Origin of the sequence: Streptomyces laculatispora, assembly GCF_017353455.1 — a bacterium.
Taxonomy (GTDB): domain Bacteria; phylum Actinomycetota; class Actinomycetes; order Streptomycetales; family Streptomycetaceae; genus Streptomyces; species Streptomyces laculatispora.
The window spans coordinates 1-21,946 of record NZ_JAFMPZ010000089.1; the positions used below are offsets into that span (position 1 = coordinate 1).

Below are 21,946 nucleotides of genomic sequence, written 5' to 3' on the forward strand. Positions count from 1 at the left end.
GCGGCGCGCGCCGCCCCCGCCAACTGTTCCCGCGTCACTGTCCTGGGTGCCACGTTCCGAACCGCCTCTGCATCGCGTTAACCCGCGAACCCTACGGGAGCACCATCGAGGAGGCGACTGGCTTTACCGGCATCCGGGTCCCCGCGAGCCAAGATCACTCGCTGACAGGGACTTGTGGGCTGCCCGCGGGGAGCTCGTGGCGGTCGAATACACCAGCGCACCAGCATCAGGCCCCGAACCCGCCATACTCGAAGCCGTCGAGGAACCACTGACGCGTGGGTTCCTGCGATTCCCCGGCCAGAAATCAACGAACCCGCCTGCTTCCCCCGGCGGGGGCGTGGAAGAGGGCGGGAGCCTGGCCGGGGCCGCAGCCCGGGAACTGCGTGAGGAGACGGGGCTGTCCGTCGATGTGAAGGACCTCGGGCCGAGGGTCGCGGAGACCTCCGGGTATGCGGACCTCGGCTGGGCCGACGGTATGTTCCAGGACAACTTCTTTCACCACCGGGTCACCTCCCGCCACGTCGACATCAGCGGGCAGGAGGCGCACGAGCGCGCCCACCACGCGGGGCACCGGTGGTGGGCGCTGGATGAGCTCGCCGCCTCCATCGACACCGTCCATCCCTCGGTCTCGTGGAGCTGACCGCCGAACTCATCGCCGGGCGCATCCCCGCCGAGCCGGTCCGGCTGCCCTGGCACCACTGACGGTCCGGCGCCTCGCGGTGCCGTGGGATGCACCACCTCTCCCCGACGGGCGGGGGGCCATGGGGCGCGTCATCGACGTGCTGCGCGGTCCGGCCGCCGCGGCGCCGGCGTCGAGGCAGGGTCGGCAGGTGGTCCGGTACCTCCGGTTCAGCCCAGCCACCCTGGGCGGACGAGTCCCGACTCGTAGGCGAGCACGACCAGTTGGGCCCGGTCGCGGGCGCGGAGCTTCACCATGGTGCGGCTCACATGGGTCTTGGCCGTGAGTGGGCTGACGACGAGCCGGCGGGCGATCTCCTCGTTGGAGAGCCCTATGCCGACCAGGGCCATCACCTCCCGTTCCCGTTCCGTCAGCTCGCTCAGGCCCGTCGCCGCCGCGGGTTCCTTGGAACGGGCAGCGAACTCGGCGATCAGCCGGCGGGTGACGCCCGGGGACAGCAGCGCGTCACCGGCGACCACCGCCCGGACGGCCCGCAGCAGCTCTTCCGGTTCGGTGTCCTTCACCAGGAAACCGGAGGCTCCGGAACGGATCGCCTCGAAGACGTACTCGTCGAGTTCGAAGGTGGTGAGCATGACCACCTTCACCTCGTTCAGCGCGGGGTCCTCGGTGATGGCGCGGGTCGCTGCGAGACCGTCGAGATGAGGCATCCGGATGTCCATCAGTACGGTGTCCGGCCGCAGTTCGCGCACCAGGCGGACGGCCTCCCCGCCGTCGGCCGCCTCACCCGCCACCTCGATGTCCGGCTGGGCGTCCAGGAGCGCCCGGAATCCCGCCCGGACCAGCAGCTGGTCATCGGCGAGCAGTACGCGAATCACGGTGTCTCCTTCTGGTGCGGCGCCCCGTCGGTTCCGCCGGCCGGCAGCGGGAGTTCGGCGCGGACCCGGAAGCCGCCGTCGGGACGGGTCCCCGCCTCGATCGTGCCACCCAGCGCCGCGGCCCGCTCCCGCATCCCCGCCAGTCCGTTGCCGCTGCCCCCGGCGTCCGTGCCGGTGGCCGGTCCCCGGTCGTCGATACGGAGCCGGACGCGGCCGGGCTCGTAACCGATCCCGACCTCCGCGGTACGCGAACCGGAGTGCCGCACCACATTGGTCAACGCCTCCTGCACGATCCGGAACGCGGCCAGGTCCGCACCCGGCGGCACGGCGCCGCGTGCGCCGTCGGTCGTGACGGTGACGGTCAGGCCGGTGCTCGCGGCCTGCTCCACCAGTTCGGGCAGCCGGTCGAGTCCGGGTGCCGGCGCCCTGGGCGCGTCCCCGGGGGTACGAAGCGTGTCGAGGACCTGTCTGACCTCGCCGAGCGCCTCCTTGCTGGCGGCCTTGATGGTGGTGAGCGCCGTGCGGGCCTGTTCGGGGTCTGAGTCGAGCAGGGCGAGGCCGACCCCGGCCTGGACGTTGATGACGGAGATGCTGTGCGCGAGGACGTCGTGGAGCTCCCGCGCCATCCGCAGGCGCTCCTCATCGGCCCGGCGCTTCTCCGCGGCCGACCGTTCCATCCGCTGGGCGGCCCACTGTTCGCGGCGCACCCGGACGAACTCCGCGGCGGCCACGATGGCCACCACCCAGGCGGCGACCCCCACTTCCTGCCCCCAGGGCGGGGCCGCGTCGCCGGAGGGAGGCAGCCAGCGGTAGAGCCAGTGGGCGACCAGCAGATGCCCCAGCCACACCATGCCGACCGCCGACCACGCGGCCCTGCGGTATCCGGCGACGACGGCACTGAAGCAGCCGACGGCGACGGCCAGGAAGACCGGTCCGAACGGGTAACCGGCACCGAGATACACCATCGCCGCGGCCGAACTCACGAAGACGGCCACGACGGGGTGCCGGTGGCGCAGCAGCAGCACGGCCACGGAGACGAGGAGCAGAAGCCGGGCGAAGAGGTCCAGCGGGGCCTTCTCGCCGAGCTGGCCGTGGGCCGCGATACTCGATCCGACCATGACGACGACGCCGAGCAGCAGAGTCGACAGCCAGGGCAGACGGGTGGAGGACCGCCCCCGCGCTCCGGTCAGCCAGCGCGGCGCCTCGCCCTGACTCCAGTGCGAACCCGATCCGTGCGAACCCGATCCGTGCGAGCCTGCGATCCCGCCGTCCGGTTCCCCGTACGCCCAGGGCCGTCGCCGCTGCGGTCCGCCCTGTTCACCAGGGGGACCGCCGCTTGCCTGTGAGCGCTGCTCTTCCATGCCGGCCACGCTAGACCGCTGACCACCGCGCGGGCGTCCGCCGGGCGTGGTGATCACCCGTACTCCCTGTGGAGTACGGCGAACGGGGAAGGCGGGGGCGCGGAAGCCCGGTGAAGGGATGGCCGGGGCGGCCGGCCCGGCGGACGCCCGGGATCAGGTACGCCCGGGTCAGGTGCCCGGGATCAGGTACCCGGAAGCAGGGGCGCCCGCGGATCAGGCGTTCTCAGCGCCGCGCCCGGCCCGCCGTGCCGGTTTGGCCGCGGCCGGCGGTGCCGAGCAGGCCGACCGTGCGGGCCAGCTCCTCGACGGCATGGCGGAAGAAGATGTCCCTGTCCTCCACAACCCGGTTGAACTGGCCGAAGATCTCGAACGACAGCAGCCCGAACAGCTGAGACCAGGCGGCGACGATCGATACGGCGACCGCGGGGGGCAGTTCGGGGGCCAGGTCGGCGGCGAGCCTCTCGGCCTCGGGACGCAGTTCCTCGCCCAGCGGCGGCAGCGCGAGCCCCACCTCGCGATGGGCGTCCTCCACAACGGCGATGAGGACGCGGCCGACGCGCGACGCGGGGCCGATGGTGGCCTGCGGCGCCGTGTAACCGGGCACCGGCGAACCGTAGATCAGGGCGTACTCATGGGGGTGCTCCAGCGCCCAGCCGCGTACGGCACAGGCGACCGCGACCCAGCGGGCCAGATGGGCGGCGGAAGTGGAAGGGCCCGGATCGGCCGTCCGGTGTGCGCTCTCGGCGGCCTCCCCCACGGAGTCGTACGCATCGACGATCAGGGCCGTGAGCAGTTCGTCGCGGCTGGGGAAATAGCGGTAGAGGGCGGAGGAGACCATGCCGAGCTCGCGCGCCACCGCGCGCAGCGAGAGCTTCGCCGCCCCGTCGGCCGCGAGCTGCCTGCGCGCCTCGTCCTTGATGGCGGCGGTGACCTCGATACGGGCCCGTTCCCTGGCTCCTCGGACAGTGCTCATGGGCCGCAGTCTGCCACGCGACCAGAGCGGCGACCAACAACGAGAGCGCTGCTCTTGCTTTTGAGTGCCAATCTCGTGCACACTGATCTCAAGCGAGAGCACCGCTCTCCCAAGCAGTGGGGGTCATCATGTCGCAGGCTTACTACCTTCAGGGAAGCCCGCTCACCGTCCGCCTGAACAGCTTCGTCGGCAGGCTCGCCCGGCACGGCATCAGCCTGCTCGGCACGCAGGAGCTGTCGGTCCGCGGACGCAAGAGCGGCCAGATGCAGCGCATCCCCGTAAACCCCCACACCCACGAGGGCGCGCAGTACCTGGTCTCGGCCCGTGGGCACTCGCAGTGGGTGCGCAACATGCGGGCCGCGGGCGGCGGCGAACTGCGCAAGGGCCGCAGCAACCGCGCCTTCACCGCCGTGGAGATCGCGGACGACGCGCACAAGGTGATCGTCGTCCGCGCCTACCTGAAGCGCTGGGGCTGGGAGGTCAACCAGTACTTCAAGGGCATCACGGCCAAGTCCACGGACGCCGAACTCCTCGCGGCCTGCCCCGACCACCCCGTCTTCCGGATCACCGTCGAGGACTGAACAGCCGGCCTCGACGGCCCCCTCCCCCGCACCGCCTCGGCCGGACCCGGCGACTGCCCGATCCGGCCGGACCGCTGCCGTACCAGCGAGGAGCGGCGGTCGTTACTTGCGGTCCATCGTGGACAGAGCCCGCTGCGCCAGCGGATGCGAACGGACCAGTTCGGCCAGCGAAGTCGTTCCCCGGGTGATCCCCGCGAACGCGTTCCACGCCGGACGGAAACCCGTCAGCACCGCGTGCAGCACACCCGGACGGCGCTCGAAGAGCTTCAGCATCCGCCGGCCCACGCTCATCTCGACGCCCAGCCCGGCCTTGATGGCGAAGGCGTAGTTGAGCGCCTGACGGCGGGCGTCCACCGCGTCGTGCGACTCCGCGACCCGGACCGCCCACTCACCGGCGAGCCGCCCCGAACGCAGCGCGAACGAGATGCCCTCGCGGGTCCACGGCTCCAGCAGACCGGCCGCGTCACCGCACACGAGCACCCGGCCGCGCGACAGCGGCGAGTCGTCGCTGCGGCAGCGCGTCAGATGGCCGGAGGAGATCTTCGGTTCGAAGCCGGCCAGACCGAGCCGCGCGACGAAGTCCTCCAGGTACCGCTTGGTACCGCCGCCGTCGCCGCGCGCCGAGATCACGCCGACCGTCAGGGTGTCGCCCTTGGGGAAGACCCAGCCATAACTCCCCGGCATGGGACCCCAGTCGATCAGGACCCGGCCGGCCCAGTCCTCCGCGACCGTCTGCGGAACGGGGATCTCGGCCTCCAGGCCCAGGTCCACCTGGTCGAGCTTCACCCCGACGTGCGCTCCTATCCGCCCGGCACTGCCGTCCGCACCCACGACCGCACGGGCCAGGACGGTCTCGCCGCCGGACAGCACGACCGCGACCGTGCGCCGGTCGGGCACCGCGGCGCCGTGCTGTTCCACCCGGGACACCGTCGCTCCGGTGCGCAGTTCGGCTCCGGCCTTCTGCGCCTCCTCGACCAGGCCCGCGTCGAACTCAGGGCGGTTGATCAGCCCGAAGAGCATGCGCTTGGAGCGGCGGGTCCGCGCAAGCCTGCCGTTCAGCGAGAACGTGACCGCGTGAATCCGGTCCCGCAACGGAAGTTCGAATCCGGGCGGCAGCGAATCACGCGAATACCCGATGATGCCGCCGCCGCATGTTTTGTAGCGGGGCAGTTCCGCCTTCTCCAGCAGCAGCACCCGACGGCCGGCTACCGCCGCCGCGTATGCCGCGGAGGCTCCCGCCGGTCCGGCGCCGACTACGACGACATCCCACACGGACGACTCTTCGTGCTCATGTCCGGCGTCTGCGTTCTCGCTGCTCACGATGTGCTTCTGCTCCCGATCCGACCAGTGGCCCAAGCTGCTCACGGCATCCTACGGCTCGTTCAGGCCAACCCCTGCTGTGGGAGGATCGGCCGTGCCTTCGTCGTAACCACAACGCCGCATTCGCGGCGTTCAAGTACACGGATTCGTAGACATAACGTCGCACCTGCTAGGAGCGTGCCCATGACCGCCCATCCGATTTCCGAAACCATCGCCTCGCTGATGCCTCGCGCCAAGGCGGAGCTCACCGAGCTGGTGGCCTTCCAGTCGGTGGCGGATCCCGCGGTGTATCCGAGGAGCGAATGCGACGCCGCCGCCGAGTGGGTCGCCGGGGCGCTGCGCGACGAGGACTTCCAGGACGTCGCCCTGCTCGACACCCCGGACGGCAGCCGGTCCGTCTACGGCTACCTGCCCGGTCCGGCCGGGGCACCCACCGTGCTGCTCTACGCGCACTACGACGTGCAGCCGCCGCTCGACGAGTCCGCCTGGCTCTCCCCGCCGTTCGAGCTGACGGAACGTGACGGCCGCTGGTTCGGCCGGGGCTCGGCCGACTGCAAGGGCGGCTTCATCATGCACCTCCTCGCGCTGCGCGCCCTCAAGGCGAACGGCGGGGTGCCGGTCTCCGTAAAGGTGATCGCCGAGGGCTCGGAGGAGCAGGGCACCGGAGGTCTGGAGCAGTACGCGCAGGCGCATCCGGAGCTGCTCGCCGCCGATACCGTCGTGATCGGCGACACCGGCAACTTCCGGGCCGGTCTGCCCACGGTCACCTCGACCCTGCGCGGGATGACGATGCTGCGGGTGCAGCTCGACACCCTCGAAGGGAACCTGCACTCCGGGCAGTTCGGCGGCGCCGCGCCCGACGCGCTGGCCGCGATGATCCAGTTGCTCGCGTCGCTGCGCGCCGCGGACGGCACGACGACCGTCGACGGCCTCACCGCCGATGCGAAGTGGGACGGTCTCCAGTACCCCGAGGCCGAGTTCCGCCAGGACGCGAAGGTGCTCAACGGGGTCGGACTGATCGGCACGGGTACGGTCGCGGACCGGATCTGGGCGCGACCGGCCGTCACCGTGATCGGCATCGACTGCCCGCCGGTCGTCGGCGCGACGCCCTCGGTGCAGGCCGGAGCGCGGGCACAGATCAGCCTTCGGGTGCCGCCGGGCAGCGACGCCGACGAGGCGACGAAGCTGCTCACCGCGCATCTGCGGTCGCACGCCCCGTGGGGCGCCAGGGTCTCGGTCGAGCAGGTGGGCCAGGGGCAGCCGTTCCGCGCCGACGTCTCCAGCCCGGCGTACACGGCGATGGCGGATGCCATGCGGGTCGCGTACCCCGGCGAGGAGATGCAGTCCTCCGGGATGGGCGGCTCGATCCCGCTCTGCAACGCGCTCTCCGTGCTGTACCCGGAGGCCGAGATCCTGCTGATCGGGCTGAGCGAGCCCGAGGCGCAGATCCACGCGGTGAACGAGAGCGTGTCGCCCCAGGAGCTGGAGCGGATGTCGGTGGCCGAGGCGCTGTTCCTGCAGAACTACGCCGCCTCCAGGAAGGCCTGAGCAGCACGGCCCGTGTCCTGGCGGACCGGGCCTGCTCAACGCGTAGCGGCCCGTCGCCGCTACGCGTTGAGCGAAGCACGCCCAGAGCGTAGATCCGTGCGGCGGACGCCCGCCGCTGCGTACGTTCGCCGCATGGATCTCGTCGAAGTACTTCCCCAGCTGCACATGTTCCGTTTCCCGATCGGTCAGGCCTACCTCTGGCGTGACGGGACGGAGCTGACCCTGATCGACGCGGGCGACATCAACGCCGCGCCCGCCATCGAGAACGCGGTGCGCGGCCTCGGTCTGGACCCCGCCCGGATCTCCCGCATCGTCATCACGCACGGCCATCGCGACCACTACGGCGCCGCCCAGGAGCTCGCCGACCGCCACGGCGCCGAGATTCTGGCGCACCGGCTCGACGCGCCGGTGATCCGGGGCGAGGAGGAGATCGGCGACCCGGTGCTGCTCGACTGGGAGGTTCCGTTGTACGAGCACGGGCTGACCGTGCCCGTGGCCCCTGCGACCCGGGTCGACCGCGAGCTCTGTGACGGTTCGACGATCGACTTCGGCGGCGGTGCGACGGTGATCCACTCCCCCGGCCACACCCCGGGCTCCATCGGTCTCCATCTTCCCGCGCACGGGGTGCTGTTCACCGGGGACTGCGTGGCCGGCGTGGGCCAGGTCATGCTGGGCGTCTTCAACATCGACCGCGAGCAGGCCGTGGCCTCGTTCCAGCGGCTCGCGGCGCTGGAGCCGGCCACGGTCTGCTTCGGACACGGCGATCCCGTCACCGCCGGCACCGCCGCGGTACTGCGCGCCTCAGCCGACCGGGACTCCGGCCTCCAGATTGAACACGGCTGACTGTTCGCGGGCCCGCAGCGCCCAGCGCAGCCGTTCGTACCGCGTGGGGGGCAGCATGGTGGCCGCCTCCGCCTCGGTGACGAACCGCCAGCCGCGCAGTTCGGAGCCGGGCAGCATCAGCCGCTCGGCGTCCCGGCCCGGCAGCAGGCCGCCGTCGAAGATCAGCCGCAGCCCACCGTATCCGGGCGGCTCGGGCGCCTCCCAGTCGATGACGAGCAGTTTCGGCACCTGTTCGAGCTGTATCCCTATCTCCTCGGCGACCTCCCTGATCCCGGCCTGCGCCGGGGCCTCACCGGACTCCACGATGCCGCCAGGGAACTCCCAGCCGGGTTTGTAGGTGGGGTCGACGAGCAGGACCCGGCCGTCCTCGTCGAAGAGCAGCACGCCGGCCGCGACCGTCTCCGCGGTCGGGTCGGGCGTCTGCACGATCTCGCAGGCCGGCGCCGCCCCCGTGTGCAGGGCCTCGGCTATCAGTTCGGCGGTCTCCTGCGGGGTGAGCGCGCTGTTGTCGATGGTGTGGGCGTCCCCGGTGATCCAGTCGAGCGCCGACCGGTAGGGCCCGATGTGCTCGTACGCCCACTGCCGGACCTGTTCGCTGCGCTCGGGATCATCGTCGATTTCCACTCGGTCGGCGATCCGTTTCCGCAGGATCGTTTCCTCGGGTGAGAGCAGCACATGGCGCACCGGAATGCGCCGGGAGGCGAGCCCTCCGAAGATCTCGTCGCGATACTCCTGTCGCAGCAGCGTCATCGGCACCACCAGTACCCCACCGACCTCGGCGAGCAGGGCTGCCGCGGTGTCGACCACCAGACGCCGCCAGATCGGCAGGTCCTGGAAGTCGGTCACCTCGGCGAGCTTCTTCTGGGGCAGCAGATACCGCAGCCCCGCGCCGGTCAGTTCAGGGTCGTAGAAGGTGCTGTTCGGGATCAGATCGATCAGTTCGCGCGCGGCGCTGGTCTTCCCCGCGCTGAACGCACCGTTGATCCAAACGACAATCACTCGTACTCCAGGGTGGGAAGGCCGCTGAACAGCGGCGGAGTGGATTTCGCGGGATCGTCTGGGAGACGGATGGGAAAAGGCGGAGTCCACAGCCCGGCTCCCACCACTTCCTTCTCCCACACCTCCTGGAGATACCCAACGATCCGCTCCTCCATTGCGATCGTCACCTCGCTGTGGGTGCCCTCCACACCGGGCAGCTCATGCCCCATGCTGCCCTCCACCGCAACGCGCGGGATATCGCCCTGCATCACGTACATCAGGCGTGCCCCCAGCGACCGCTCCACCCGGTCCAGTACGGCTTCCACACTCTCTTTGCGCAGATCCACCGAACGCAGCGTCATGCTGCCGAACGCACCAAGCCCCAGTCACCTGCGGCATCCACGCGCCGATCCCGATGCGAGCGTGTCAGGGCTTCAACGCCCCTGCGAAGGAGCTCTGTTCAGGTCGCCCTAAACCGTGGCAGCAGGCAGCACACCTTGCCCGGGGACGGACAGCGGCAGGAACTGGTGGTGCCCGCGCGGCCGTGGCCGAGGCCAGTTGAGGCACCTCGGCCACGACCGCTCCGGCAAGCGCGCTGTCTTTCGACAGGTCTGGCATTCCTGCCTGCACGGCCGAGCCACTTGAAGAGAGGCGCCGTGGACATGACGAGTCGGCCGCCATCGCTGAGTTGGGCCTGTCGGTCCTTCGGCAGGCGCTCCGCGATCGCACGGATCTTGGCGTTGAGGTCCTGGCCCAGTTGCTGAAGGTGGTCGGAGGCGTCCAGCGGGAGTCCCATGCTCTTCGATACAGGGGCCCGCATCGTCGCCCACTCCTCGGGAGATGGCAATGCCGCTTCCAGGTCGCCCCACTTCGATGCACCCTCGACGTAGATCTGGCGCCGCTGGAGGCGGGAGTAGAATTGTTCTACCACGCAGAAGGCGTAGGCGGCGGTGTCGACGCTATCGGGCGGCAGGTGCGGTGTGCGGAGGGCTAGTTCTTCCCATGATCCGTCCAGCAGGCGCTCGTCTGCCTCGGCTCGGCTGATGACGGGGCGGTCGATGAGGTCGGTCAGCGACCACAGGGCGTCCAGCACGTGGCGGGCTTCCCGCGTGCCAGGTCGGTAGGCCAGCCCTCCGACGATGTGCGGGAGGACAGCTCCACCAGCGACCGGACCGGACCATCCGCACACAACACCGCGTCCGCGAGCTCGAACAGCGCATCCGCACGCTTGGTCAGACAGGAGTAGAACTCACCCCGGAAGCGTGACAGTCCCGCCAACGGATCCTGCCGGACAACGTGATGCGACAGACTCATCCCCACGGCCTTCGTGCTGAGCTTGTGTGTTCCTTGGTCGGATCACATGCTCAGCCGAAGGCCGCCTGCGTGTACGGCAGTTACCAGTCCGAGTGATCAAGTGCGAGGACTCGTTCGGGCCCCGAGGTTAAAGATCAAGCTAGCCGCCTTCCGCCTCTTTCCGGCGCTTCAGCTCGCGAATCCCACGTGCACGTGGTCGTGATGGGTGGCGTCGGTGAAGAACTGATCCGCGGTCGCGCCCCCGGTGAGCCGGATCGGTCCGCCGACGTTGTACGAGCCGGCCGCTGCCGCGTCCCGCATGAACGATTCGGTCAGCCGGTGCGGGGTGGCCGGATCGACGACCTCGTGCCCGTCGATCCGCCGTACGTCGAAGGCGCGGCCCGGTGGGTGGTCGCTGGGCCGGTCGGTGCCGAACACGTACAACGGATGTCCGGAGCAGAACACGGTGATTTCCATCCGGTACGTGCCGGCCAGTCGCAGCAGGGCCCGTAGGACGGCCGGGTGGATGTGTCCGCTGCGGATGTCGGCCTCCGCAGCGGGCGGCAGGCCGATCCGTGGGTCGTCCAGCACCTGCCGCGCCGCCGCGGGCAGCGACGCGGCGGCGGCGCCGGGGCGGCCCGGGTGGAGCGCGGTGACCTCCCAGCTGGGCCGCGCCCGGCTCAGGCGGACATCGATGGTCGTACCGCCCGCGTGCCCGGGGGTCCATTGGCGGCAGACCACCATCACACTGGCCGTGTCCGCCAGGATCCCGCCGTACTGCGCGTAGATCACCTGGAGCGCGGCACCGTCACTGGTGGACGAGTCCACCAGTGACGGTGCCGCACCCAGCGCGGCCACCCGCCTCTTCGCCGCGGCCGCGCTCCCCTGCCCGGCGGGCCACGCGCCGATCGCCTCCACCACCTGTACGGCGCGGAGTTTCACGTCGGGGTCCACCTCGTCGCGGCCGGGACGCCAGGCCGTGGTTGTGGGCAGCGGCGGCGGAGAGGACTGCGGCGGGGACGCGGATGTGGACGGTCCGGCCGCTGTGCGGGAGGTTGCCGTACAGCCCGCGGTGCCCACGAGCAGACCACCGGTGCCGAGCAGCAGGGCGCGTCGGCCGAGTGGTTGGCGCATGCGATCGCCCCGTTCCCGTTCAAGGCCCACGTCACGGGGACGGGTGCCCGTAACAGATGGTGCCCGTACAGATGTCGATGGTGGTCCGCCACCGGACTCAGCGTCGCCTGGACCGGTGGTGACGGCGCGGCCCCGACCGCAACGGAGTGACGCGGACCGGCCACCCGGGTGATCATCGGGCCCGGCCGGGGCGGTGCTGCGCCGCGTCGGCCTTCTGTGGTCAGGGCTGGGGGCGAGCGTGCGGCAGGCCATCTGGTGCGCCGCGACGCGCTCACCGAGCGGCTCGGCCCGATCCGGGTGGTGGACATCCCCGTCCTGGATCTCACCGGCCCGGAGCGGCTGGTGGACCGGCTGGCCGAGCAGGCCCGCGAGGCCGTGCCCCGGCGGGAGGCCGACGTGATCGTGCTCGGCTGCACCGGCATGATCGGCGTGGCCGCCGCGCTCCTGGAACGGCTGGCCCAGGACGGCCCGTTCGTCCCGGTGGTCGACCCCACCGGTGCGGCGGTCACCTGGCTGGAGTCCCCGGTACGGCTCGGGGTGCGGCCCAGCCGCACCACCGGCATTCCCCCTCCCGCGAAGGACCGCAGCATCTGACGCTCCGTCCCCACGGAGCGGTCCCCGGGGTCGCCGCTGTCGTCGGCCCCGCGCTCCCTGCCTGGCAGCGGCGCGCACCGCCGCGCCCGGGTACGGCAGGCCGCGCCCGGCGGGGTTCCCGTGGGCCTCCGTACGGTGGAACCTGCCTCGTCCTCTCGTCTCCAGGAGCACGCATGACCTTCGACGTCGACGCTGTCCGCGCCCGGATCCCCGCCCTGAAGTCGGGCTCCGCCCGGTTCGACGCCCCCGGCGGCACCCAGACACCGCAACCGGTGATCGACGCCATCGCGGACGCACTGGCCAACCCGCTCGCCAACCGGGGACGTCTCACCGAGGGCGAGCGTAACGCGGAGGCGGTCGTGATCCGCGCCCGCCGCGCGCTGGCCGACCTGCTGGGCGCCGATCCGCGGGGCATCGTGTTCGGCCGCAGCTCCACCCAGCTGGCCTACGACCTGTCCCGCACCCTGGCGAAGAGCTGGGGCCCGGGCGACGAAGTGGTCGTCAGCAGTCTCGACCACGATTCCAACATCCGCCCCTGGATCCAGGCGGCCGAGGCCGTGGGCGCCACGGTCCGCTGGGCGGAGTTCGATCCGGCCACGGGTGAACTGACGGCCGATGACATCGCCGCCGTACTCTCGGCGCGCACCCGCCTGGTCGCCGTGACCGCGGCGTCCAACCTGATCGGTACACGCCCCGGCATTCCCGCCGTCGCCGACGTGGTGCACCGGGCAGGGGCCCTGTTGCACGTCGACGCGGTGCACTACGCCTCGCACGCCGCCGTCGACCTGCGCGGTCTCGGAGCCGACTTCCTGGTCTGCTCGCCGTACAAATTCCTCGGCCCGCACCTGGGCGTCCTGGCGAGCCGTCCCGAGTTGCTGGAGACGCTGCGGCCGGACAAGCTGCTGCCCTCCACCGACGTGGTTCCCGAGCGCTTCGAACTGGGCACCCTGCCGTACGAACTGCTGGCCGGGGCCGCTGCGGCGGTGGACTTCCTCGCCTCGCTGGCCCCCGGGATCGACGGCACCCGGCGGGAACGGCTGCTCGCCGCCTTCGCGGCGATCGAGACCCATGAGGACGCCCTGCGGGCCCGCATGGAGAAGGGACTGGCGGGCCTCGAAGGCATCACGGTGTACTCCCGGGCCGCGCACCGCACGCCCACCCTGCTGCTGACCCTGGCGGGCCACAGCGCCACCGCCGCCTCGCAGTACTTGGCGGACCGGGACATCGTCGCCCCGGCCGGATCCTTCTACGCACTGGAGGCTTCCCGCCGGCTCGGGCTCGGGGAGGCCGGCGGAGTACGGATCGGCCTGGCGCCCTACAACAACGAAGTGGACGTCGACCGCCTGCTGGACGCCTTCTCCGGCCTCCTCGGCACCGCGCCCGCCGACGACTGACCCGGCCGTACCGGTGGACCCGGTCCCGCTGCGCAGCATGCTGGTCGACGCGGTGCCAGAGGTGCTCAGGCGATGAAGGGGCGGTCGTAGGGGGCAATGGGGGCCGGGAGCACCGTGGAACCGCTCAGATAGCGGTCCGTCGCGGCGGCGACGGACCGTCCCTCCGCGATCGCCCACACCACGAGGGACTGACCGCGGCCCGCGTCACCGGCGACGAAGACCCCGCCGTTCCCGGCGCGGGCTGCCCGCGTCGCCGAGCCCTCCGGGACCGCCCCTTCAGCTGTCTCAACTGCTTCCACTGATTCCGCCGTCTCAGCGGCGAAGGTGGCATCCCTGGCGAAGTTTCCCCGGTCGTCCAGCGTGAGTCCGAGCTGCCGCATGAGGCCGGTGTCTCGTTCGGGACCGAAGAAGCCGAGGGCGAGCAGGACGAGATCTGCCGACAGCACCTGCTCCGTCTCCAGCAGCGGCCTTCTGCCCTCGGGCTCCACCTCGGCCAGGTGCAGCGCGCGCACATGGCCGGTCCGGTCGCCTTCGAAGCGGAGGGTGGCGCAGGAGAACAGTCTCGGATCCGCGCCGTCCCGCCCCCGGGCCTCCTCATGGGCGTGGGATATCCGATAGACCTTCGGGTACACGGGCCAGGGCTCGGTGTCCCGCCGGGCGGCACCAGGCTCCGGGTTGATGTCGAGCTGTACGGCAGAGGCCGCGCCCTGGCGCAGGACAGTGCCCAGGCAGTCCGATCCGGTGTCCCCGCCGCCGATGATCACCACGTGTCTGCCCTCGGCGGTGACGACCGGCACGTCGCGGTCGCCCTCCACGACCCGGTTGGCCAGGGTCAGGTACTCCATGGCCTGGTGAATGCCGTACAGCTCGCGGCCCGGGACGGGCAGCTCCCGTCGCCCGGTGGCGCCGACGGCGACGACGAGCGCGTCGTACCGGTCCGCGAGCTCGGCGGCGTCGAGATCGCCCCCGACGTTCACGCCCGTACGGAACTTGGTGCCCTCCGCCCGCATCTGCTCGACGCGGCGGTCGAGGTGGCACTTCTCCATCTTGAACGCGGGGATGCCGTAGCGCAGCAGTCCGCCGACGCGGTCGGCGCGCTCGTAGACGGCGACGGTGTGTCCGGCGCGGGTGAGTTGCTGCGCTGCCGCCAGTCCAGCCGGTCCCGAACCGATGACGGCGACGGTCTTGCCGCTGAGCCGCTCGGGAGGCTGCGGCGTGGTGTAGCCGCGCGCCCAGCTCTCGTCGGCGATCGCCTGCTCGACATTCTTGATCGTCACCGGATCGGCGTTGATGGTGAGCACGCAGGCGTCCTCACACGGCGCCGGGCACAACCGCCCGGTGAACTCGGGGAAGTTGTTCGTCGCGTGCAGCCGCTCGGCCGCTGCCCCCCAGTCGCCCTTCCGCGCGTACGCGTTCCACTCGGGGATGAGGTTTCCCAGCGGGCAGCCGTTGTGACAGAACGGTATGCCGCAGTCCATGCACCGCCCCGCCTGCTGGGACACGAGTGGAAGCCTGGCCTGCCCCGCGTAGACCTCGTTCCAGTCGCTCAGCCGTTCCTGGACCGGGCGCGCCGGGACGGGCCGGCGGGGGGTCCTGATGAAGCCATGGGGGTCGGTCATGCGCCGCCTCCGTCACTGACTCGCGGTGCACAGGCGTTACAGCCAGACTACGCCCGCAATCACCCCTCGTTCCTGGCCGGGCCACCGGCCGGACGACGCGATACGCTCGATTTTGTAGGCACGCGTTCCGACCACGGAGGCGGGCATGAGCGAGGATGACGAGTACCCGACGCCGTCACAGGCAGAGGGCGAGCGGCTGGACGAGGACATGAACCCGGCCGAGGAGCGGCACCCCGCCACGATGCGGACCCAGCCGTCGCAGGCAGAGGGTGAGCGCCGAGCGGAGGATGCCGAGAGCTGAAAGAGGCGGCAGCTGTACGGTGGCGGCTCCTTGCCGGTTCGTTCCGGAGCGTCCCACATGTACAGCTGCTGCGTACCGCGCCGCGGGGAAGGTAGGCGGCTGCGGTGCCGGCGATGCCGGGGCCGTAGCGGGCGCGGTCGAGGGCGGCTTCGAGGTCGCGGGCTTTGTCGTCGCTAGTGTCGAGTGCGAGCTGGTGCACCGCGTCTTCGGCCGGGAGCAGTCGTTGCGCGCGGAGCGCGATGGTGCGCACGCGGGCTCGTCGGAGGCCGAGGCGGGTGAGGAGTTCGAGGCCGGCCTTGGTGAGGTGGGGGGTGTGGACGGTGGGCTCGGCCAGGGCCCGGGTGCGGGTGGTGTGGGTGCTGTCGGCGTAGGTGACGGTCAGAGTGAGGGCCTGGGTGATGCTGTGCTCGTCGCGGAGCCGGGCGCCGAGCTCCTCGGCCGGGCCGAGGACCATGGCGTGGTGCTGGCCGGCGTCCAGGATGTCGTGGTCGTAGCGGTGGGTGGCGCTGACGGAGCGGGGGGCCGCGGCGGGGGTGACGGTCCGGTCGTCCTGGCCGTGCGCGCGATCGTGGGTCTGGCGAGCCGTGGTGCCGAGGATCCGCTGGAAAGTGGCGAGCGGGGTGTCAGCGATGTCGCCGACGGTCCGAATCCCGTACCGAGCCAGGGACCTGGCGGTGGCGGGCCCGATCCCGGGGAGCGCCGAGGCCGGCTGCGGGCGCAGAAACGCCGCGACTTCGTAGGGGGTGTGGCCGATGACGGTGGCTGCACCGGGCGGTGTGATCGCGGCCGCCATCGCGGCGACCATCCGGTTCGGGCCCGCGCCGGCCGAGCTCTGGACCCCGTGCAGGGCGAGTGTTCTGAGTCTTATGACGCCTACGAGTCCGGCCGGGTCCCGGGCCGAGTGGCGCAGCGCCCCGGCGAGGTCGACGTCGGCGGACCAATCGGCCGGGTGGGCCTCGACGCGCGGGGTGATGGTGTGCAGGACAGCCACAAGTTGCTCGTAGAGGTCGTCGGACGGCTTCGCGGTGGTTCGCCGCCTGGACCGCCTCCCGGACTGCCGGCAGCCGGGAATAGCCCGGCCCGCAGCTGTCCAGCCCGCTCGGCCTGGGCCTGGGCGCCCGGACTCCGGAGGGGACTGCCGTGTCCATCACGGCCGAGATCATCGCGCTGAAGGGAGGAAGTAGCGGTCTCCGGCTGACCTGACCGACCGCCCTGGCGCGATCCATGATCGCGCAGGTGCTCCCACGCATCGACCCCTGCGAGCGACGACCGGACAACGTGCCTGCTGGGAGAAAACAGCCGTAAGCCGCACCCGGTGGAAGAATGAAACACAACGGGCCGACCGCTCACAGGGAGGGACGGTGCCGCCGTGGGGCTTCATGAGAAGCGCAACGTCACCGAGAAGCGACTCGACGTGGCGGATGCCGCACCAGTGCTGCTGAATGGACACGCGACGGTGACCAGCTGGACCCCCGACGCCGAGCGCCTGCTCGGTTATACGGCTTCTGAGGCAGTCGGTCGAACCGCAGCAGACCTGTTGCTTCCCGAGGATGCCGCGCGGGTACCGGAGCTGGTCGAGTGGTGCCGAGCGACCGGCGCCTGGACAGGGCTGCTGACCGCCAGGCACCGGGACGGGCATCCGGTCAAGCTGACGGTGCGGATTGTCCTGGCCGCAGAGGTGCGCGGCCAAGAACGGTGGCTGGTGCTCCTGGAGGACCTGGGTCGTGCTCCGGGATGGGACATGAGCCGCGGAATCCTCGACCGCATGGTGTCTCAGTCCCCCGTGGGCATAGCGATCCTCGACACGGATCTGCGGTATGTGTGGTCGAACGCCGCCCTGTCCCAGTTCGGCGGGGGTGCCCCGCACGAACGGCTCGGCAAGCGACTCGCCGAAGTCCAGCCTGGCCTTGACGCAGAGAAGTACGAGGCCCAGATGCGGCAGGTCCTGAAGACCGGTGAATCCATCATCGCCTACGAGACCGTGGGCCGCGTCCGGTCGGCCCCGCGCCGGGAAACAGCGTATTCGATGTCGTTCACACGGCTTGAGGACGACAACGGGCACCCCGTCGGCGTGTTCTACACGGTCGAGGACAGCACCGAACGCCACCGTGCCCGGCAGCGGCTGGCCCTGCTCGACCAGGCGGGTCAGCACATGGGACGCTCGCTGGACGTGACCCAGACTGCTCAGGAGCTGGCTGACGTGTCCGTACCCGGACTCGCCGACTTCGTCAGCGTGGACTTGCTGGAGTCCGTGCTCCGCGGCATGGAGCCCCCGCCCGGACCGCTAAACGACCACGACCTCGCTTCACTGCGCCGAGCCGGACACCAGTCAACAAAGGACGGTGTCCCGGAAGCGGTCTTGGGCATCGGTGCGGCGGCCTCCTACACGATCGGCTCTCCTCCGATCCGCTGTCTGACCAGCGGCAGCTCCTGGCACGAAGAGCGCCTCGATCCGCTGGCCGCGTTGTGGGTCACGGTCCCTCCCCCGGAAAAGAAGGCCACGTTCCTGGACCTTGGACTGCACAGCGTGATGATCGTGCCGATCCGCGTGCGCGGCATCACGTTGGGTGTTGCCACGTTCTTCCGGCGCGAACACAAGGAAGCGTTCCACGAGGCAGACCTCAGCTTGGCCGAGGACCTGGTGGCCCGCGCAGCGGTCTGCATCGATAATGCCCGCCGCTATACGCGCGAGCGGGACGCGGCCCTCGTTCTGCAGCGCAATTTGCTCCCGCACTGGCTTCCGGAGCAGGACGCGGTGGAGGTGGCGGTCTGCTACCGGCCAGCCGACGAGCTCACTGGCATCGGCGGCGACTGGTATGACGTCATCCCGCTGTCTGGAGCGCGGGTCGCGCTGGTGGTGGGCGAAGTCCCCGGCCACGGCATCGATGCGGCCGCGTCGATGGGCCAGCTGCGTACCGCCGTACGCACCCTTGCCGACCTGGACCTGTCTCCCGAGGAGGTGCTTGCCCATCTCGACGACTTGGTTGCCCAGGCCGCCCGGGACGAGAATACCGAACCCGGTGCCCCAGCCGCAGGTGGCCGCGGGACCGTGGGAGCATGCTGCCTGTATGCGGTGTACGACCCAGTCACGGGTCAGTGCGTCATGGCCACCGCGGGACACCCGGTGCCGGCGCTCGTAGGCGTCAGCGGCAGCGTCACGTTCGCCGAGCTGCCCGTCGGGCCTGCCCTCGGAGTGGGCGGTCCGCCCTTCGAGGCGGTGGGACTCGACCTGCCAGAAGGCACCACGATCGCACTGCACACCGACGGCCTTCTCAAGTCCGAGGGCACGGGCGGCAATAGGGCCACGGACCTCGAAACGGCGAGAGAGCGTCTGCGTCGTCACCTGGAGCGCGCCGACCCGTCGCTCCAGCACTGGTGCCGGGCCGTGGTCGACGAACTGGTCCCCGCCCGCCAGCCCGACGACGCAGCCCTTCTGATGGCACGCACCAGGCGCCTCGGCACCGAGCAGGTCGCTACCTGGGACATGCCCACCGACCCGGCCATCGTCGCCGAGGCCCGCAGGAGAAGCACCCGGCAGCTCGCCGCCTGGGGGCTGGACGAGTTGGCCTTCACCACCGAACTCGTGGTCAGCGAACTCGTCACCAATGCGATCCGGCACGCCGTCGGTCCCATCCGGCTGCGGCTGATCCTGGAGCGCTCCCTGATCTGCGAGGTCTTCGACGGCGGAGCCTCGGCCCCTCATCTGCGGCATCCGAAGACGACCGACGAGGGCGGCCGCGGCCTGCTCCTCATCTCCCAGTTCACCCAGCGCTGGGGCACCCGCTACCTACAGGCGGGAAAAGTCATCTGGGCCGAGCAGACCTTCACGGAACCTGCCGTGTGACGTCGCTCGCCCCCGACTCCGCATCACGAAGTGGCCTGTCAGGCCACGTCTGTGGCGCCCATCGCGGCCAGTACCTGGCGCGGCGCGGCTTCGCGCCGCCGTTCGCGTCACCTGTGCACAATGCCGGTGAACCGGGCGATGAAGTTCCCCCCGTGAGCTGGACAGCTTGATACTGGGACGGATGGTCCAGGAGGAAGCAGTCACAGGTGGTGAGCGCGAAGAGCGATATGAGTAAGCGGTATACGGCCGAGTTCAAGCGGGACGCGGTCACTCTGGCGTTGTCCTCGGACAAGACGGTCACCGAGGTCGCCAGGGATCTGGGCGTGAGTCCGGAGGGGCTACGCGGCTGGGTGAAGCAGGCGAAGGTCGATCGTGGTGAAGGGCCGGCGGGGGCTCTGACGAGTGCGGAGCGTGAGGAGCTGGTCCGGCTGCGGCGGAAGGTCCGTGAGCAGGAGGCCACGATCGAGGTCCTGGGAAAAGCGACCGCCTTCTTCGCGCCGGACAAGATGAGGTAGGCACCGCCGCACGGTGCCGCTTCATCGACGCGGAGAAGGCGTGCGAGGGCAATCCTGCAGGTCACAATGTTGCGTTCCTGTGCCGCGTGCTGGGAGTACCCCGCTCCACCTACTACGCGCACCTGGCATCGCGGCCGGCCCGGGCGGTGCGGGAGAGAGCCGAGGAGCTGCTGGTGGGCGAGATCCGAGTGCTACATGCGGGTTCACGCGGCGCATACGGGGCTCCCCGGATCCACGCGGCCCTGCGGCAGGCCGGCCAGATCGTCAACGGGAAGCGGGTCGCGCGGCTGATGCGTGTCCATCGGATCACCGGGATCACCCGGCGGCGGCGGTGTGGCCTGACCCGTCAGGCCAGGCGGGCGGTGTTCGCCGCAGACCTGATCGGCCGGGACTTCACCGCACCCCGCCCCGGCATGCGACTGGTCGGTGACATGACCGAACTTGTCACGCTGGAAGGCAAGCTGTATCTGGCGACCTGTATCGATCTCGCGACGCGGGAGGTGGTCGGCTGGGCGATGGCCGACCATCACCGCGCCGCGCTGCCGGTCGCCGCTCTGCGGATGGCGGCCGGACGCGGCGGACTGGAGGACGGCTGCGTCATGCACACCGATCGCGGGAGCGAATATACGAGCGAGGAATTCCACACCGAGATAGGCAAGTTGCGTATGAGACAGTCGATGGGATCGATGGGACGTGTCGGCTCTTGTTACGATAACGCCGCAGCGGAAAGCTGGTTCGCCGTCCTCAAAGCGGAGATCGGAACCATCGCCTGGGAGACCCGCGAGGCCGCCCGCGCCGACGTCTTCCGCTACATCGAGGTCGAGTACAACCGCAGCCGACTCCGCAGGCATCCCAAGTACGGATACGTCACCCCGCTCGAAACGAGAACCTTGCTCAGGCAAGACCTCACCCCTGCAGCGTAAACACCCGCCGTCCAACACTCGGGGGGAACTTCAGTGGTGGTATCGCCGCTGTACTGGGTGGTGGTGCGCTTGGTCTCATCACCGAACCGTCTGGCAATCACTGCCGTTGCGCGTCCGGCGCCGTCGTACTCGGTGTCAATGGAGGCGGGGTATTTCAGTTCCTGCCCGGTAACAGGGACAGCTTCAGGTGCGCCGTCCGTGTAGTACGTACCGGAGTCTCGCCAGGCTTCGCCGCGCGTGTTGTAGAAGGTCTCGGTGACCAGCCGGCCTGACCTGTCCGGGGAGAGCGCCTGCGTCTCGAAGGGGCGCAGGAGTCCGTCAGCGAAGTAGTAGCTGGTGTCGTATCCGCCGTCGTGGGTCAGGGTTTTGGTGGTGGTGACGATCGCGCCGTTGTTACGGACCAGGTAGCTGAAGCCGTAGTTGGGATAGTCGGGGTTGCTGGTCGCGGAGCAGCATCTTCACCACGCCGACCGGACGGCCGCTCGACCCCGCCAACCCCACCCGTCGCTTCCGCAGCTTCCTCAACCGGGCCGGCCTCCGCCGCATCCGCTTCCACGGCCTCCGGCACTCCACCGCCACCCTGCTCCTGGAACAGGGCGTCGAACTCGTCGTGATCAAGGAACTCCTCGGCCACGCCCACATCGGCGTCACCGCCGGCGTCTACGCCCACGTCCGACTCCGCCTCCAACGCCAAGCCATCGACACCCTCGGCAACGCCCTCGCTGCCCAGGACGACGACCCTGACGACCCGCCCGCAGCAGCCGTCGTCCGCTGACGTTGCCGTCAGGCGCCCAAGAAGCCCCGCCGGAACGAAATCCGGCGGGGCTTCTTGCCAGGGTCATTGCATGATCGGGATCTGTCCGGGTTGATCACGTGAGGCCGAGGGCCGACAGCGGTTGGTGGTAGTCGCGGCTGGTGCGTCGGAGGGCGGCGGCGATGTTGGTCTCGTCGTTCTGGCGGAAGAGGCTGATGGCGAGGTTGCGCAGGCTGGCCATGGTGCGGGGCAGGGTCCCGGTGCGGACCTTGGAGTCGTCCTCGCGGAAGGTCCGGTCACGTACGTGGTGGAGATTCTCGATGCCCCAGTGGCCCCTGATCCAGGTGGCGAGCTCGGCCGGGGTGGCGTCGAAGACATCCAGGCTGGTGATCAGGTAGACGCGCTCGATCGTCAGCTTCCCGGTGGCGGGGTCGCGGCGCCATCGCACGACTTGGA

General features: G+C 70.4%; 20 protein-coding genes and 3 pseudogenes. 11 read left to right on the plus strand and 12 right to left on the minus strand.

Annotated features, from left to right (window positions below; all coding sequences use genetic code 11):
- Window positions 1-337 precede the first annotated feature (337 nt).
- Window positions 338-640, plus strand: coding sequence for an NUDIX domain-containing protein (locus J1C73_RS35630; RefSeq protein ID WP_307797605.1), 303 nt, complete (start codon window positions 338-340; stop codon window positions 638-640).
- Window positions 641-849: 209 nt separating this feature from the next.
- Here the strand turns inward: J1C73_RS35630 and J1C73_RS04810 are convergent, their stop codons facing one another.
- From J1C73_RS04810 to J1C73_RS04820, 3 genes are all read right to left on the minus strand, one after another.
- Window positions 850-1,515 carry a response regulator gene (locus J1C73_RS04810; RefSeq protein WP_123467332.1) on the minus strand — a complete coding sequence of 222 codons (666 nt, stop codon included), beginning with the start codon at window positions 1,513-1,515 and terminating at the stop codon, window positions 850-852.
- Window positions 1,512-2,885 carry a sensor histidine kinase gene (locus J1C73_RS04815; protein ID WP_443732212.1) on the minus strand — a complete coding sequence of 458 codons (1,374 nt, stop codon included), beginning with the start codon at window positions 2,883-2,885 and terminating at the stop codon, window positions 1,512-1,514. Before J1C73_RS04815 ends, J1C73_RS04810 begins: the two co-directional genes overlap by 4 nt.
- A gap of 214 nt (window positions 2,886-3,099) precedes the next feature.
- On the minus strand, window positions 3,100-3,849 hold the full coding sequence (locus tag J1C73_RS04820; RefSeq protein ID WP_207315234.1) for a TetR/AcrR family transcriptional regulator: 750 nt from the start codon (window positions 3,847-3,849) through the stop codon (window positions 3,100-3,102).
- A gap of 128 nt (window positions 3,850-3,977) precedes the next feature.
- Here J1C73_RS04820 and J1C73_RS04825 point away from each other — a divergent pair, with 128 nt between their 5' ends.
- Complete coding sequence (locus J1C73_RS04825) at window positions 3,978-4,430, plus strand: nitroreductase family deazaflavin-dependent oxidoreductase (RefSeq protein WP_124286297.1); 453 nt, start codon at window positions 3,978-3,980, stop codon at window positions 4,428-4,430.
- 102 nt (window positions 4,431-4,532) lie between these two features.
- Here the strand turns inward: J1C73_RS04825 and J1C73_RS04830 are convergent, their stop codons facing one another.
- Window positions 4,533-5,750, minus strand: coding sequence for a geranylgeranyl reductase family protein (locus J1C73_RS04830; RefSeq protein ID WP_123469558.1), 1,218 nt, complete (start codon window positions 5,748-5,750; stop codon window positions 4,533-4,535).
- A 183-nt stretch (window positions 5,751-5,933) separates the two neighbouring features.
- Between J1C73_RS04830 and J1C73_RS04835 the strand changes: the two genes are divergently transcribed.
- A complete protein-coding gene (locus tag J1C73_RS04835; RefSeq protein WP_207315235.1) occupies window positions 5,934-7,298 on the plus strand; it encodes a dipeptidase in 1,365 nt (454 codons plus the stop codon).
- Window positions 7,299-7,430: 132 nt separating this feature from the next.
- On the plus strand, window positions 7,431-8,141 hold the full coding sequence (locus tag J1C73_RS04840) for an MBL fold metallo-hydrolase (RefSeq protein ID WP_207315236.1): 711 nt from the start codon (window positions 7,431-7,433) through the stop codon (window positions 8,139-8,141).
- On the opposite strand, the gene J1C73_RS04845 is transcribed toward J1C73_RS04840, so the two are convergent.
- The 5 genes and pseudogenes from J1C73_RS04845 to J1C73_RS04860 form a co-directional block, all read right to left on the minus strand.
- Window positions 8,100-9,137 (minus strand): NUDIX hydrolase, encoded by a 1,038-nt coding sequence (locus tag J1C73_RS04845; protein ID WP_207315245.1) that lies wholly within the window; start codon window positions 9,135-9,137, stop codon window positions 8,100-8,102. The genes J1C73_RS04840 and J1C73_RS04845 overlap by 42 nt on opposite strands.
- Window positions 9,137-9,481, minus strand: coding sequence for a hypothetical protein (locus J1C73_RS04850; protein ID WP_207315237.1), 345 nt, complete (start codon window positions 9,479-9,481; stop codon window positions 9,137-9,139). Before J1C73_RS04850 ends, J1C73_RS04845 begins: the two co-directional genes overlap by 1 nt.
- 98 nt (window positions 9,482-9,579) lie before the next feature.
- Entirely contained in the window at window positions 9,580-10,212 is a 633-nt protein-coding gene (locus J1C73_RS04855) for a hypothetical protein (RefSeq protein ID WP_207315238.1), read from the minus strand.
- Between the two features lie 56 nt (window positions 10,213-10,268).
- A pseudogene (locus tag J1C73_RS34500) lies at window positions 10,269-10,433 on the minus strand (NF041680 family putative transposase); the annotation flags it as partial.
- A 168-nt stretch (window positions 10,434-10,601) separates the two neighbouring features.
- Window positions 10,602-11,546: a hypothetical protein gene (locus tag J1C73_RS04860; RefSeq protein ID WP_242643734.1), complete on the minus strand. Its 945-nt coding sequence runs from the start codon at window positions 11,544-11,546 to the stop codon at window positions 10,602-10,604.
- A 255-nt stretch (window positions 11,547-11,801) separates the two neighbouring features.
- On the opposite strand from J1C73_RS04860, the gene J1C73_RS04865 reads away from it, so the two are divergent.
- Together J1C73_RS04865 and J1C73_RS04870 are read left to right on the plus strand one after the other, a co-directional pair.
- Window positions 11,802-12,140 carry an aspartate/glutamate racemase family protein gene (locus J1C73_RS04865; protein ID WP_207315239.1) on the plus strand — a complete coding sequence of 113 codons (339 nt, stop codon included), beginning with the start codon at window positions 11,802-11,804 and terminating at the stop codon, window positions 12,138-12,140.
- 173 nt (window positions 12,141-12,313) lie between these two features.
- Entirely contained in the window at window positions 12,314-13,534 is a 1,221-nt protein-coding gene (locus J1C73_RS04870; protein WP_207315240.1) for a cysteine desulfurase-like protein, read from the plus strand.
- 65 nt (window positions 13,535-13,599) lie between these two features.
- On the opposite strand, the gene J1C73_RS04875 is transcribed toward J1C73_RS04870, so the two are convergent.
- Both J1C73_RS04875 and J1C73_RS35885 read right to left on the minus strand, forming a co-directional pair.
- Entirely contained in the window at window positions 13,600-15,153 is a 1,554-nt protein-coding gene (locus J1C73_RS04875; protein ID WP_207315241.1) for a glutamate synthase subunit beta, read from the minus strand.
- Window positions 15,154-15,212: 59 nt separating this feature from the next.
- Complete coding sequence (locus tag J1C73_RS35885) at window positions 15,213-16,445, minus strand: DNA polymerase Y family protein (protein WP_372446652.1); 1,233 nt, start codon at window positions 16,443-16,445, stop codon at window positions 15,213-15,215.
- A gap of 92 nt (window positions 16,446-16,537) precedes the next feature.
- Here J1C73_RS35885 and J1C73_RS34510 point away from each other — a divergent pair.
- The 5 genes and pseudogenes from J1C73_RS34510 to J1C73_RS04900 form a co-directional block, all read left to right on the plus strand.
- Window positions 16,538-16,657, plus strand: a pseudogene (locus J1C73_RS34510) (XshC-Cox1 family protein); the annotation flags it as partial.
- Window positions 16,658-16,823: 166 nt separating this feature from the next.
- Window positions 16,824-19,298: a SpoIIE family protein phosphatase gene (locus tag J1C73_RS04885; protein ID WP_207315242.1), complete on the plus strand. Its 2,475-nt coding sequence runs from the start codon at window positions 16,824-16,826 to the stop codon at window positions 19,296-19,298.
- A 227-nt stretch (window positions 19,299-19,525) separates the two neighbouring features.
- Window positions 19,526-19,813: a transposase gene (locus J1C73_RS04890; protein ID WP_207315243.1), complete on the plus strand. Its 288-nt coding sequence runs from the start codon at window positions 19,526-19,528 to the stop codon at window positions 19,811-19,813.
- Window positions 19,814-19,836: 23 nt separating this feature from the next.
- Window positions 19,837-20,736, plus strand: coding sequence for an IS3 family transposase (locus J1C73_RS04895; protein ID WP_207315247.1), 900 nt, complete (start codon window positions 19,837-19,839; stop codon window positions 20,734-20,736).
- 454 nt (window positions 20,737-21,190) lie between these two features.
- Window positions 21,191-21,511, plus strand: a pseudogene (locus tag J1C73_RS04900) (tyrosine-type recombinase/integrase); the annotation flags it as partial.
- 94 nt (window positions 21,512-21,605) lie between these two features.
- On the opposite strand, the gene J1C73_RS04905 reads toward J1C73_RS04900, so the two are convergent.
- The coding region (locus J1C73_RS04905; protein WP_207315244.1) for a transposase at window positions 21,606-21,946 on the minus strand (341 nt) is incomplete at its 5' end.